Raw genomic sequence first — 13,536 nt, 5'->3', positions numbered from 1 at the left:
GGCACGATCAGGCGCCGGTGCGCGGACGGGGCCCGAGCGCGCCCAGGGTGCGGCCTCCTGTTCCTGCCGACTCAGGGGTGTCCCGCAACGGCACCGCTCAACGCAGCAACCGGTCCAGGAACCCGTTGCCGAAGACGCGGTGCGGGTCGAGGCGGTCCAGGATGCCGGCCGCCTGCCCCCAGGCCGCCTCGCCCAGCGACGCGGGCACCGTCGTGCCCAGCACCTGCTCGTCGCTCCAGGCGGCCTCGTCCGTGTAGGCCCAGCCCTTGGACCACTCGACCCGGGTGAGCGCGTGCTCCCCGTCGAACGTGCGCAGCAGGAACTGCTCGAGCTCGCGCAGGAAGGCCTCCGCGTACGGCGTGCCCGGCAGCGTCAGAACGTCCAGCCACACCGCCGTGTCCCACTCCGGGTGCGTGTCGCTCTGCCGCAGCGCCGACAGCAACGGGGCGCGGGCACCGTCGAGTCCGGCATCGGCCGGGTCGTCGAGGCCGGTCACCCGGATCTCCACCGAACCGTTCACCGGGAAGCGGCCCAGCGCAGCGTACGCGGCGAGCCGCTCGCGGTAGAAGGACGTGAACTCGGCTACCACGCGCTGAACTTGGGCCCGCATGGTGAGTACGGCGTAGCCGTTCGCGGTCACCCGCAGCGTCGTCGGCTTGATGTAGAGCAGGGTGTTCTTGGACGGCCCCCAGATGTCGGCGGCGAGCGTCGCCACCAGCCCGAGCGCCGCCACGTCGTACTGCGCCTTGCCCAGCACCGGGGCCAGATACCAGGCCGCGTCCGAGGTCATCCGCCCGACCAGGTCCGCCACCACGGTCGGGACGTTGTCGGAGAACGGATAGTTGTACGGCGATGTCACATGCCGCGAGGTGAGCGGCCGCGTCGGCGCCACGCTCCACACCTTGAACCACGGGAACTCGGTGAAGGCGAACCAGATCGCCTCCACCCGCCCCGAGGTTTCGAGGTAACTCGCGAGAGTGCGCCCCTCGGTGCCGGGCGCCGCAAAGAGTTCGGCGGCCGGGATGTCCGTACGGCTCACACACCGCAGATTGGCGTTCGCGCCCACCCGCAGCACGACCTCCGTCACCAGCGCCCGGCCCAGGTGGGTGAGCAGCGCGGCCGAGTCCGCCTCGTCGCGCTCGTACGTCCGCAGCACATACGCGCCGGAGCTCTCGTCCCACACGACCGCCGTCAGTGACAGCACCAGATTGCTGAGCGAGCCGTAGGTGTGCCCGGGCGGTCGCTGCTCGCCCTGCGCCGGTACGGCCGTGCCGTGCGCGTCGATGGCGAGCGCGCCGCCCAGGGTGAGATCACCGGGAGCGGGCGCGGCGGTGACCCCCAGGCCGTGCTCCTCCAGGTAGGTGAGCAGGGCCTCCATCGTGACGCCGGTGCCGGCACGTACCGCGGTCGCCGACTTCAGGGCGAGGCCGGTGAGATGAGAGGCGGTGTCCACGAGGAGAACGGGAGCGTCCGAGGCGGTGCCCTCGGTGATCGTCAGCGGCGACCAGCCGTGCGCGGAACCCCGGGCGCGTACCCTCCAGCCGTGCCGCCAGGCCCAGTTGACGACCTCGACCACCTGATCCGCGTCGGCCGGGGCGCAGGCCCACAGCCCGTCCGCGGTGATCTCACCGACCCAGTTGCGGTACGCCGAGCGGTACAGGGCGACATCCGCCGGGAAGTCCGGCAGTTCCTGCGCGGCGACCGCCGGATCGGCCGCGATCAGCACGGGGACGGCGGCCAGCGCCGCCGCGCCCGCCAGGAAGCCGCGACGGCTCAACGACGTGTTCTCGGACGGCCCGGACGATAAGTTGCTCGCTGAACAATCAGTCACGGGTTCACGCTAGGGGGCCGTTGACACATCCAGGCTTCCTGTCCAACACCGTCACTCGTCCGAGTGAATGTTTCCTAGGTGGCGCTCCGGAGTGGCCGGTTCCGCGCACAGGCGTGACGAATGACAGACTGACGCCATGGACGAGCGCACATTCGGTAGGTCGGGTCAGCACGCATCCGTCGTCGGTCTGGGCACATGGCAACTGGGCGCCGACTGGGGAGACGTCGACGACAAGGAAGCCCTGGCGGTGCTGGAGGCGGCGGCCGAGTCGGGGGTGACCTTCTTCGACACCGCCGACGTGTACGGCGACGGGCGCAGCGAGCAGACCATCGCAGCGTTCCTCAGCGGCAGGCCGGACCTGCATGTGCTGGTCGCCACGAAGATGGGCCGGCGCGTCGAGCAGATCCCCGAGAACTACGTCCTCGACAACTTCCGTGCCTGGAACGACCGTTCACGGCGCAACCTCGGGGTCGACCGCATCGACCTCGTACAACTGCACTGCCCGCCCACGCCCGTGTACTCCACGGACGAGGTGTTCGACGCCCTGGACACCCTGGTCGAGGAGGAGCGCATCGCGGCCTACGGAGTCAGCGTGGAGACCTGCGCCGAGGCGCTGACCGCGATCGCCCGGCCGAACGTGGCGAGCGTCCAGATCATCCTCAACGCCTTCCGCATGAAGCCGCTGCGCGAGGTACTCCCGGCCGCGCAGGAGGCCGGCGTCGGCATCATCGCCCGTGTCCCGCTCGCCTCCGGTCTGCTGTCGGGCAAGTACACCAAGGACACCGTCTTCCCCGAGAACGACCACCGCGCCTACAACCGGCACGGCGAGGCCTTCGACGTCGGCGAGACCTTCTCCGGCGTCGACTACACGACGGGCGTCGAGGCCGCCGCCGAGTTCTCCGCGCTCGCACCCGAGGGGTACACCCCGGCCCAGCTCGCGCTGCGCTGGATCGTGCAGCAGCCCGGCGTGACCACCGTGATCCCCGGCGCCCGCTCACCCGAGCAGGCCCGTGCCAACGCGGCCGCCGCCAAGCTGCCGCCGCTCACGGACGAGACACTCACCGCGATCCGCGACCTCTACGACCGCCGGATCAAGGACCAGGTGGAAGCCCGCTGGTAACGCGGCCATCGGCTCACGGCTCCAGGAGCAGCTGCCACTCCTGCTCCTGGTCGCCGGAGACCGAGCCCTGGTCCTGGGCGGTGAAGGCCTGGGTGAGCGTCTCGCGCGCCTGCGCGACCGCCACCGGGGAGCCCTGCACGGTCAGGGTCACCGCCCCGGACAGACGGCCGGCGGGAGCGGCCTCGGACGGGCGGCCTGCCGGATCGTGTTCGAACCTCGCCGTGTGGACGGTGACCTCGTCGTCGGCGGGAAGCTCCTCCTTCGGCATTCCGAAGGCGGGCTCCAGGACCCGCAGAACCGCGCGTGCGTCCGCGGCGGTGCCGCCGCTGACGGTGACCGTGAGCTCGGTGCCGGACATGGTCGTCGGACTCCTCGGGTGGTCGTCGTACGCCATGCGCTCCGTGTAACCGCCCGTTGATCGCCCAAACCGGGGCCGATTGCGCACCGCCCGGTCAATCCCGCGCGAACAGGGAACCCGGAGCAGGACAGACGTCCGGGGCGATCGAGCCGGGAGGAACCTTGCCGGCCACAAACAGCAGAGCAGAAGTGAACGAGTGGGGGCGGCACGAGACCGAGGAGGAGAGAGCCGACCGGAAGTGGGGTGAGCTGATCCAGGAGGTCCGGGTCGCCCAGACCGGGGTGCAGATCCTGTTCGGTTTCCTGCTCACCGTGGTGTTCCAGCAGAAGTACGACTCGCTGACACACACCGACAAGACCATCTACATCGTGACCGTGGTGCTCGGCGCCGCCGCGACCGGCGCGCTGATCGGGCCCGTCTCCCTGCACCGCCTGGTGTCCGGGCGGCGGGTCAAGCCGCAGGCCGTCGAGTGGGCCTCCCGGATGACCTTCGTCGGCCTGGCGCTCCTGCTCGCCACCATGACCTCCTCACTGGTGCTGATCCTGCGGGTCGCCACCCACAACGGGTCCGTGACCTGGATCGTCACGGCCGTGGTCGCGTGGTACGCGCTGTGCTGGTACGGGGTGCCGCTGTGGGCCCGGCGCCGCGATACGGAGTGACATCCACTGCGTCGGGCTGCCGGTCGAGCGGGTGGGCGAGGCATGAGTGCGGCCACTCAGCCCCGCCCGGGCCCGGATCCTCAGCCCTTGTCGCCGCGCAAGGCGCTCAGGCACATGACGATGGCCTGCTGGAGCTCCTCCAGGCGCTGGACCATGTCGTCCTCGACGAAGTCCTGCACATCGTCGAACGTCAGCTCCTCGAACGCCTTCGTGGCCTTCTGCAGACTGCTGTAGAACTTCGTCCGCCGCTCCTGCACACGCAGTTCGGGATCGGCCTCCACCGCTTCGGCGACGAGGGACTTCATGGTCTCGTAGGCCTCGCCGGCCCACTCGCCGGTGTCCTCGTGGTCCTCGAGCTCGTCGATGAGCGACAGATGCCGCTCGGCCTCCTGGCGCAGGTCGACCGGCGCTTCGATGGTCTGCCCCGCCGGCGTCTTGACCTGCCCCGACTCGGCGATCTGCCGCACATAGCCGATCCGGTCGGCGGCCCGGCTCTCGGTGGCCACGGCCTTCTTCAGGTCGTCCGTGCGCACGACGTCCCGCGCCAGCTCGGCCTGCAGCTCCGGGTCCTCACGGACCCGGTCGAGCAGTGCCTGGCGGGCCGCCCGGGCGGTGGAGGGGTCGGCGAGGATCGCGGCACGCAGGGCGGTGGGGTTCTCGGCGACCTCCAGCGCCTTCGTCGGCCGGATGCCCTCCGCCTCGGCCGCCTCCGCGATGGCGGTGCCGCGCTCGGAGGTCGCGCTGTTGCGGGACACGTAGTAGCTCAGCCACACGTCCGCGTCCGGCAGCTCCACCTCCTGGCCCGGCGCCAGCGCCTCGAAGTGCGGAACCATGCCGTCGTCGGCCGCCCGGTCCCAGGCCTTGTAGTAGCGCATGACGCGCTCGGGGGAGCACCCGGCCAGCTCCGCGAACTCCTTCGCGGACACCTTCGGCGTCTCCTCCGCGCCCTGCCCACCGGGCCGTACGCTGCGCGCCACCATCAGGCCGAAGGCCCACCCTCCGGTCCGCGCATACACCCCGAACTCGCGCGCGTCCCGCGCGACGAGGTCGGACAGCGGGACGGGGGACGACTCGGACGGGACGATCGCTAGGGTCACGGACGACTCTCCTGTGCAAAGCTGGTCGGACTGCAGAAGTGCAGACCGGCAGCCTATCCGGACCCGTCCGCCGGACTTTCGCGATCAGCCGAACGCGTCCCGCAGCGTCGGCAGCAGCGTCTTCTCCGCCCAGTCCAGATACGCCGGCTGGGACTCGCCGCCGATCTGCACCAGCGCGACCTCCCCGAAGCCGGCCTCGGCGTACGGGCGTACGGCCTCGACGAAGTCGTCCGGGTTGTCGCCGCACGGGATCGCGGACGCGACGTCGTCATGGGTGACGAACTGGGTCGCCGACTCGAACGCATCCGGGTGCGGCAACTCGGAGTTGACCTTCCAGCCGTTGCCGAACCAGCGGAACTGCGCGTGCGCACGCTTCACCGCCGTGTCCCGGTCCGGGTCGTAGCAGACGGGCAGCTGGCCCACGCGCGGCTTGTCCGCACCGCCGTGCTGGTCGAACGCGGTCAGCAGGCCCGCCTTGGGCTCGGTGGCGATGACCAGGTCGGCGAGCCTGCCCGCGAGGGCGCAGGACTGCTCGCCGGAGACGGCGATTCCGATGGGCGGCGGTTCGTCCGGCAGGTCCCACAGCCGGGCCGACTCCACGTCGAAGTGCGTGCCGCGGTGGTTGACATGGCCGCCCTTGAAGAGCGCCCGGATGATCTCCACCGCCTCCTCCAGCATCTCGTGGCGCACGTCGACGGACGGCCAACCACCTCCCACCACATGCTCGTTGAGGTTCTCGCCGGAGCCCAGCCCCAGCCGGAAGCGGCCCTCGGACAGCAACTGCATCGTGGCCGCCTTCTGCGCCACCACCGCCGGGTGGTAGCGGACGCTCGGACACGTCACATACGTCATCAGCGGAATGCGCGAGGTCGCCTGCGCCGCCGCGCCCAGCACGCTCCACGCGTACGGCGAGTGCCCCTGCGAGCGCAGCCAGGGGAAGTAGTGGTCCGAGGTCACGGAGAAGTCGTAGCCGGCGCCCTCGGCCCGCACCAGATGGTCGACAAGGTCACGGGGGCCGGCCTGCTCGGTCATCATCGTGTATCCGATTTGCACCATGACCGCCGAGTCCCCGGTACGGGCAGCGGAAAACAGCCCTCGATCGGGCGCCGATCACCAGGGAGGATGCCCTCATGAGCGCTCGCCCGCTGCCCGTCGGCAGCCCCGCCGCCCAAGGTGTCGACTCCACCGGTGTCCATGCCTTCCTCGACGCCCTCGAAGCCGCTGCGGACATCGAACCGCACAGCCTGATGATCATGCGGCACGGCCGGCTCGTGGCCTCAGGCTGGTGGGCGCCGTACACCCTGGAACGACCGCAGCTGCTGTACTCCCTCAGCAAGAGCTTCACGGCGACGGCCGCCGGGATCGCCGCCGGTGAGGGCCTGCTGCGCTTCGACGACCCGGTGATCTCGTACTTTCCCGAGTTCGACGCCGACATCACCGATCCGCGCAGCCGCGCGATGCTGGTACCGCACGTGGCGTCGATGGCCAGCGGGCACGAGGCCGAGACCCTCGACCGGGCGCTCGCCACCGACCCTGCGGACCTGGTGCGCGGCTTCCTGCTGCTGCCGCCCGAGCGGGAGCCGGGGACCGTCTTCGCCTACAACCAGCCCACCACCTACACCCTTTCCGCGATCGTGCAGCGTGTCACGGGTCAGCCGCTGACCGAGTACCTGCGCCCGCGGCTGCTGGACCCGCTCGGAGTGGGCGAGGCGGCCTGGCTGCGCGACCGGACCGGCCGCGAACTGGGCTTCAGCGGGCTGCACGCCAGCACCGACGCGATCGCCCGGCTCGGCCAGCTGTATCTGCAGGACGGGGTGTGGGAGGGGCGGCGCCTGCTGCCCGCGGGGTGGGTGGCCGAGGCCACGCGCCCGCACATCGCCAACGGCGACGGTACGGCCGCGGGAGCGCGGTCCGACTGGCAGCAGGGCTATGGCTTCCAGTTCTGGACCTCCCGGCACGGCTACCGCGGCGACGGCGCGTACGGGCAGTTCTGCCTGGTGCTGCCCGAGCACGACGCCGTGATCGCGACCACCGCGGCGACCGAGCAGATGCAGCAGCTGCTCGATCTTGTCTGGCGGCACCTTCTGCCTGCCTTCGCCCCCGCAGCGCTGCCGGGGCGCGAACACGAGGACACGGCCCTGCGGGAGCGGCTGACGCGGCTCGCGCTGCCCCTGGCCGCGGGAAAGCCCGCACCGCGGGAGCGGACGCAGGACTGGGCGGGCGCCGAGTTCACGCCGTACGGCGGTGTCTGCGCGGACCAGCCGAGGCTGACGGGGGCCGTGGTGACGAGGAGCGCGGACGGCTGGACCCTGCGCCTCACCGAGGACGGGCACGAGCTCGGCCTGCGGGTCGGGGAGGGCGACTGGACCGTCACCGGCGAGCCGCTGCCGACCGCCGTGAGCGGCGGATGGACCGACGCGGACACCCTCGCCGTGGACGTCGTGTTCCTGGAGACCCCGCACCGGCTGACCGTGACGTGCTCGCTGCCGGAGCGCACCTTCACGGCGCGCTGGCACACCACTCCGCTGCACAGCCCCCCACTGCGCGCGATGCGCGCGTCCCGGACCTCAGCCTGACGTCACCCGGAAGGTCCGCAGGAAGGTGTCCAGCGCCTGCCGGTTCGCGGCGTCGTTCCAGTCGGCGGCCGGAGTCGTCCAGCGCAGCGAGAAGCCACGGCCGCCGCCGAGCAGGAAACCGCGCCCGAAGGTGCGCACCCGCGTGCCGTCGGCATCGGAGAGCCACTCCATGTCGGCGGCCTTGTGGCCCTGGTAGGTCGTGGCCTTGATCTCGCCGATCCGCTGGAAGCCGCCGTCCTTCTCCAGCTGGGGTTCGACGTCGTCGCGCCAGACGGCGACCGGGTCGGGGCCCACGACGGTGCTGTAGGTGATCGCCAGGGTGCGGGGATCGCCGTCCGCGCCGAAGGTCACGCGGGTCGAGAGGTCGCCGACGCGCGAGGTGTGCACCCGTTTCCAGTCCTTGGGGAGGGCGACGGAGAAACCCTCGGGTGCGGTGTAGCGGTGGAAACCCGGCGGCAGCGCGCCGGCCGACGCGGAGGAGGAGGGGGAGGAGGGCGAGGGCGAGGGCGCGGAGGTCGTCCGTGATGCGGTCGGCGTGGGTGTCGCGGGCGGGCTGGACCTCTTGCCGTCGGTGCGGCTGTCCGGCGGCGTGGCGGACGCGGTGGCGGACACCGACGGCTTCGGCGCGGTGTCGGCCGAGGACGTGCCGGTGCCCGGCAGTTGATCGGTGGCGGCCAGCACGGCGGCCGTCACGGTCACGACGGCCAGCGCGGTCCCGAGGGCCATGGTGCGTCTGCTCCAGCCGGGGGCGGCATGGCAGGCGGCGGTGTAGACACCGCGCAGCCGGGGCCGCGCCACGTTGGCCGAGAGCGTGTCGGGGTCCTCGGTCAGGACGCGGGTGAGGGCCTCGCGCACCACAGAACGGGTCAACCGCTCCCTGGAGTTCTTGCGGAGCAGCCCCTGCACGGTCGGGGTGAGGGGGCCGGCGTGCACCGGGGTGCGCAGCGGAAGCCGGTCCACGCCCTTCAAGGTGGCCTCGGGCCGGTCCCGGTCCCGGAACGGAGGGCGTCCCTCGACCATCGTGTAGAGAATCGCGCCCAGCGCCCACAGGTCGGCCGCCGGCCCGATGCGCTCGTCACGGGCCTGCTCGGGGGAGGCGTATGACGGCGCGGAGAGCCTCGGGGCCAGGGTCGCGCCGGCCAGACCGAAGCCGGCGACCACGACGCCACCCCTTTCCTGTACATAGACCTGGCCGGGGCTGAGTTCGCCGTGCGTGATGCCCTCGCTGTGCGCCGCCTCCAGCACATCGAGCAGCTCCAGCCCGATACGGGCCGCCCGCACATAGTTGAACGTGCCCTGCTGGGCGACGAGTTCGCTCAGGGGCGTCCCGTCGATCCATTCGGTCACGGTCCACAGCGTGCCGTCCTGCTCCACGGCGTCGACGACCGTCGCGACCGCGCCGGGGCACATCAGCCCCATGGTCTCGGACATGCGGATGACACGGGCGGTCGCACGGGGCGCGGCCTCGGCGTCCGGGTCGACCGGGAGCGCGATCTGGGTGAGGAGATAGGCCCGCCCGACGTTGACGTCCTTGCCGTACCAGCAGATGCGGTTCGTCTCCTGGTGGACGACATCGACGAGCCGGTACCTTCCGGCGACCAACTCGTGCGTGAAGACATGCGCCTTGACCATGGCCATCCCTCGTCGTACCCCTGCATCTCAGCTTTCACAGAGGTACGGGGAGCACGACGGGGTGTGTTCAAAGGATCCGCAAATCATCGGCGCCCGCGGCCATTTGTTCATGAGCGGTTCGCCCAATTCGCGGAAGTCCCCTGACCCCGACCGGATTTCAAGAAAGCCATTCGGTGGGGTGCGTTCACCGGGAAACGACTCGAACTCAGCGCACTCCGAAGCGTTCCGCCCACCCCATGACATCGCCGGTCGTCGCGTTGCCCCCGCACACGACCAGTCCGAGCCGTGCGCCCTCACCGACCCGCTCCAGGACCTGCCGGGCCGCGGGCAGCAGACAGCCGGCCGCGGGTTCTGCCCACACCTTGGCATGGTCGGCGAGGTCGAGCGTGCCCTGCACCGCCTCCCGGTCCGGAACCACGAGCACCTCGTGGACCAGCGCGGACACATGGTCGTAGGTCAGCTGCGAAACGGAGGGGGCGCTGAGGGTGCTCACGACGGACGACAGGGCGACGGGCACCGGGCCGCCGGCCGCCAGCGCCTCCGACATGGCCTGGGCGCCCTCGGTCTCCACGCCCCAGATCCGCACCTCGGGCCGGCGGTCGCGCAGCGCCGTCGCGACGCCGGAGATCAGTCCGCCGCCCCCGATGCTGACGAGCACATCGGTGACGTCACCCGCGTCGGCGGCGAACTCGAGGCCGACGGTGCCCTGCCCGGCGACCACCACCGGGTCGTCGAAGGGATGGACCAGCGTCAGCCCTTCCTCCTGCAGCCGCTTCATCAGCGCGAACGCCTCGTCCATGGCATCCGTCAGCCGTACCGACGCTCCCGCGGCCTCGGCGATCTCGACCGCGCGGGCGGGTGCCGAGCGCGGCATGACCACCGTGGCCTTCACATCGAGGGCGGCTGCCATGACCGCGAGGGCGATCCCGTGGTTGCCGCCGCTGACCGCCACGACTCCGGCGGCCCGCTCACCGGCACTCAGCGAGAGCAGCTTCGCCATGGCCCCGCGCGCCTTGAACGAACCGGTGCGCTGCAGCAGTTCCAGCTTGACGGTGACCGGGACTCCGAGCAGGGCGGCCAGGCCCGGGCTCGGCAGCGTCGGCGTACGCACGACGTGCCCGGCGATGAGCTCGGCCGCGGATTCGACCTCGGAGATCCCGATCAAGACAGTCACCCTTCCCGGTACGGGGGAGACGAGGGCCCGCACCCCTTCGCACCCTGCCGCCGGAGACGGCGTAGGTCAAACACTTTGGCGTCTCGTGGCAGGCGAAGGCCGGCGGCGCACCGCGAGCGGGCGCCGCCGGCGCCTCAGAGATCCCGCAGCATCAGATACTCCAGCAAGGACCGCAGCTCCTCCACCGGCCGTGCCGGCAGGGCCACGTCGGCCAGAGCCGCCTCCACCGCGGCGATGTGCGCTCGCGCCTCGGCCAGCGCCTCCGTCCGGCCGCCCAGCGTGTCGATCAGCGCGGCCGCCTCCCCGGGCTCCCCGCCGGAGTCCAGAAGCGCGGCGAGCCGACGGGACGCGGGGGCGCCGGAGCCGAGTGCGGCCAGCACCGGGAACGTCTTCTTGTGTTCCCGCAGATCGCCGTGCACGGGCTTCCCGGTGACCGCGGGGTCGCCCCAGATGCCCAGGACGTCGTCGACGGCCTGGAAGGCGATCCCGAGGTGCCGCCCGGCACGGTCGAGAGCCTCGACCACCGAAGGCGCCGCGCCGCCGAGCAGGGCACCGACCGAGGCGGCGCAGCCGAGCAGCGCGCCCGTCTTGTGCTCGGCCATCGCCCGGTACTCCTCCACTCGCACCCGCTGCGGCCCCGCCCACGGGCGCGTGGCGAACAGCAGGTCGTCCGCCTGACCGCGCACCAGGTCACCCAGCGCCGCCGACAGCACCCGCACCGCCTGCGGCCCGCCGGGTGCCGCGGCGAGGGTCTCCACGGCCAGCGCGAACAGCGCGTCGCCCGCGAGGACGGCCGGCCCGGTGCCGTACGCCTTCCACACGGTGGGGCGGCGGCGCCGGGCCGCGTCGCCGTCCATGATGTCGTCGTGCAGGAGGGAGAAGGTGTGCACCAGCTCCACGGCGACCGCCGCGGGCACCCCGGCCCGCCCGTCCGCGCCCGCAGCCTCGGCTCCGAGCACGGCCAGCGCCTGCCGCACGCCCTTCCCGCCGGACCCGCCGGTCGGCGCACCGCCCACCTCGCACCAGCCGAAGGAATAGGCGGCCATCTCGCCCACCCACGGATGCATGCGCCCCACGGCCTCCACCAGCGCGGGGCGTACCAACTCGCGGCAACGGCGCAGGACTTGGGGTGCCTCGGTCGGCGCCCGCAGGGTCGAGGGAAGCGCCGTCACCGTACGACCTCCGCAGTCACGCCGAACTCCTGCTGCGCCCGCGCCACCATCTCCCGCGCATGCCGCAGCCCGATCCGCTCCAACTCGACGGCCAGGTCGGCGAGTTCGGCAGCTGTCTCGGCGCGGTCGCGGCCCAGCCGGGCCAGGGACTTGGCCAGCCCCAGCCGCGCCAGCGCCTGGCCGCGCGGCTCGCTCATCGCACGGAACTCCGCAAGAGCCTGCTCGTACAGGTCCCGGGCCTCGGCCCAGCGCCCCGCCCGGTACAGGACGTTGCCGCGCATCTTGTGGTTGTAGGCCAGCGCGCTGGACAGCTTCATCGTCCGGCAGGTCGTCTCCGCTTCGGACAGCAGCGTCAGCGCACGCTCGACGTTCCCGTCCCGCACGGACACGAGGTCGGCGAGGCCGCGCAGCGCCCAGGCGTGCCCGCGCCGGTCGTCGGCGCGCGCGGCTATCCCGGCCGCCTCCTCGAACAGCGCGTACGCGGTGTCGTACTCACCCGTGTTGCGGTGGATCTGCGCGATGCCCTCCAGAGCCCACACCGTGTGCCGCGCCTCGCCGCGCCGCCGGGCCTCCGCCAGCAGCTGTTCGTGCAGCCGGCGCACGGCCTGGTAGTCGCCCTGGATGCGGCCGGTCTCAGCGAGTCCCGCGAGGGAGTAGCCGCGTACGACGACGTCGCCGCCGCGTTCGCCGAGTTCGGCCGCGAGGCCCAGCAGCCGCCAGGCCAGCGGGAAGGCGCCGCGCTGCCGGGCCAGGGTGCCGCCGCTCCACAGCGCCCACGCCATCGCCGCCGTGTCCCCGGCCGCCCGGGCCGCGCGGTAGCTGGCCTTCCACGCCCGGTCGGCGTCCCCGACCTGTCCCAGCCGGCGGTGCGCCTCGGCGACCGCGAGGCCGGAGCGGGCCACCTCCGCGTGCCGCCCGGCTCGCTCGGCCGCTCTCAACTCCCGTGTGCCGGCGGCCAGTACGTCGGTCAGTGAGGAGTTCACGGAGAGGGTGGTCAGGGCGCCCTGGTATTCCGGGGCGAATGCCTTGCCGTACATGGATCCCTTTCGGTGGCCGGTATACACCCCATCTATACATTGTGCGTATACATGGTGTGTATAGAGGTCGAAAAATGCGCCCTGACCCGTGAGTCAGGGCGTCACCTGTTGGGGATCAAGACGTCGTCGGCGCCGGAGAGGTTGCTCCTGAGGCGCAGATCACTCCATGGGGCTCAGTGCTGCTGGGCCTTCTGCGGCGTCGCCTCGCTCGGCCGTACGACCACGTATCCGTCGCCCTGCAGCATCAACTGCACGGCCTCCCCGCTGCCGCCGCGCAGCATCGATCCGATGGACTGCGAACGGTGCAGGGAGGTCTGCAGACCGGTCGTCCAGCCGACCACCGCGTCCGTGTCGACGTACACAGGGAACTGCGGCGAGACCGGGATGACCAGCGGATTGCCCTCGCACACCAGACCCAGCCGGCCCTGGCCGGTGAAGACACTGTTGAACAGGCCGCCGCCGGCGATGCCCGCGCCCTTCACCGTCGCGATCCGGTACGACAACGAGGTGTCGAAACACAGGACGTTGCGGCCGTTGACGGTGAACTCGTCACCGGGGTCGACCTCGACGATGAAGCAGTTCTGCGCCTCGTGCGCGAACCAGGCCTCGCCCTGCCCGCGCACCGCCATCAGCGGCAGCCCCTCCCCGGTGACCGCGCGCTTGAGCATGCCGCCCACGCCCTGGCCCTTGCGCTCGAACTGGAGGTTGCCGCGGTAGGCGACCATCGCGCCCTGGCGGGCGAGCATCTCGCCGTTCACCGCGTATTTGACGCACTTGGCGTTCTCGATCGTCATGCCGGGCGCGGTGGCCGGCTGGACCATGTGCTCGCTGGAAAAGAGAGAACCCTTCATGCGGGCATCCTGTCCCGGAGGATTGCGTT

The 13,536-nt window shown here is 71.6% G+C and carries 12 protein-coding genes; 3 read left to right on the top strand and 9 right to left on the bottom strand.

Features of this window, described 5'->3' with window-relative positions; translation table 11 throughout:
• Nucleotides 1–97: 97 nt before the first annotated feature.
• Nucleotides 98–1,777 carry a cholesterol oxidase substrate-binding domain-containing protein gene (locus ACFY1U_RS42420; RefSeq protein ID WP_390699423.1) on the bottom strand — a complete coding sequence of 560 codons (1,680 nt, stop codon included), beginning with the start codon at nt 1,775–1,777 and terminating at the stop codon, nt 98–100.
• 190 nt (nt 1,778–1,967) lie between these two features.
• On the opposite strand from ACFY1U_RS42420, the gene ACFY1U_RS42415 reads away from it, so the two are divergent.
• A complete protein-coding gene (locus ACFY1U_RS42415) occupies nt 1,968–2,951 on the top strand; it encodes an aldo/keto reductase (protein ID WP_390699422.1) in 984 nt (327 codons plus the stop codon).
• Nucleotides 2,952–2,964: 13 nt separating this feature from the next.
• Here ACFY1U_RS42415 and ACFY1U_RS42410 read toward each other — a convergent pair whose 3' ends face one another.
• Entirely contained in the window at nt 2,965–3,309 is a 345-nt protein-coding gene (locus tag ACFY1U_RS42410; protein WP_390699421.1) for a hypothetical protein, read from the bottom strand.
• A gap of 161 nt (nt 3,310–3,470) precedes the next feature.
• Here ACFY1U_RS42410 and ACFY1U_RS42405 point away from each other — a divergent pair, with 161 nt between their 5' ends.
• Nucleotides 3,471–3,968 (top strand): DUF6328 family protein, encoded by a 498-nt coding sequence (locus ACFY1U_RS42405; RefSeq protein ID WP_390699420.1) that lies wholly within the window; start codon nt 3,471–3,473, stop codon nt 3,966–3,968.
• An 80-nt stretch (nt 3,969–4,048) separates the two neighbouring features.
• On the opposite strand, the gene ACFY1U_RS42400 is transcribed toward ACFY1U_RS42405, so the two are convergent.
• Complete coding sequence (locus tag ACFY1U_RS42400) at nt 4,049–5,065, bottom strand: hypothetical protein (protein ID WP_390699419.1); 1,017 nt, start codon at nt 5,063–5,065, stop codon at nt 4,049–4,051.
• Between the two features lie 84 nt (nt 5,066–5,149).
• Nucleotides 5,150–6,121 (bottom strand): LLM class F420-dependent oxidoreductase, encoded by a 972-nt coding sequence (locus tag ACFY1U_RS42395; RefSeq protein WP_390699418.1) that lies wholly within the window; start codon nt 6,119–6,121, stop codon nt 5,150–5,152.
• A 74-nt stretch (nt 6,122–6,195) separates the two neighbouring features.
• On the opposite strand from ACFY1U_RS42395, the gene ACFY1U_RS42390 reads away from it, so the two are divergent.
• Nucleotides 6,196–7,641: a serine hydrolase domain-containing protein gene (locus ACFY1U_RS42390; RefSeq protein WP_390699417.1), complete on the top strand. Its 1,446-nt coding sequence runs from the start codon at nt 6,196–6,198 to the stop codon at nt 7,639–7,641.
• Here ACFY1U_RS42390 and ACFY1U_RS42385 read toward each other — a convergent pair.
• The 5 genes from ACFY1U_RS42385 to ACFY1U_RS42365 form a co-directional block, all read right to left on the bottom strand.
• The gene (locus tag ACFY1U_RS42385) at nt 7,633–9,279 is read right to left on the bottom strand and encodes a serine/threonine protein kinase (RefSeq protein WP_390699416.1); all 1,647 of its coding nucleotides are present in this window, start codon (nt 9,277–9,279) and stop codon (nt 7,633–7,635) included. The two genes, ACFY1U_RS42390 and ACFY1U_RS42385, sit on opposite strands and share 9 nt — an antisense overlap.
• 199 nt (nt 9,280–9,478) lie before the next feature.
• Nucleotides 9,479–10,438: a threonine/serine dehydratase gene (locus ACFY1U_RS42380; protein ID WP_390699415.1), complete on the bottom strand. Its 960-nt coding sequence runs from the start codon at nt 10,436–10,438 to the stop codon at nt 9,479–9,481.
• A 143-nt stretch (nt 10,439–10,581) separates the two neighbouring features.
• Nucleotides 10,582–11,619: a polyprenyl synthetase family protein gene (locus ACFY1U_RS42375; protein ID WP_390699414.1), complete on the bottom strand. Its 1,038-nt coding sequence runs from the start codon at nt 11,617–11,619 to the stop codon at nt 10,582–10,584.
• Nucleotides 11,616–12,656 (bottom strand): tetratricopeptide repeat protein, encoded by a 1,041-nt coding sequence (locus ACFY1U_RS42370; protein ID WP_390699413.1) that lies wholly within the window; start codon nt 12,654–12,656, stop codon nt 11,616–11,618. Before ACFY1U_RS42370 ends, ACFY1U_RS42375 begins: the two co-directional genes overlap by 4 nt.
• Before the next feature lie 173 nt (nt 12,657–12,829).
• On the bottom strand, nt 12,830–13,507 hold the full coding sequence (locus ACFY1U_RS42365; RefSeq protein WP_390699412.1) for an AIM24 family protein: 678 nt from the start codon (nt 13,505–13,507) through the stop codon (nt 12,830–12,832).
• Between the last annotated feature and the right edge of the window lie 29 nt (nt 13,508–13,536).

It is taken from the genome of Streptomyces sp. NPDC001351 (genome assembly GCF_042896045.1).
Taxonomy (GTDB): domain Bacteria; phylum Actinomycetota; class Actinomycetes; order Streptomycetales; family Streptomycetaceae; genus Streptomyces.
Note: the sequence above shows the minus strand (reverse complement) of the source record. Positions and strands in the feature narration are given on the sequence as shown.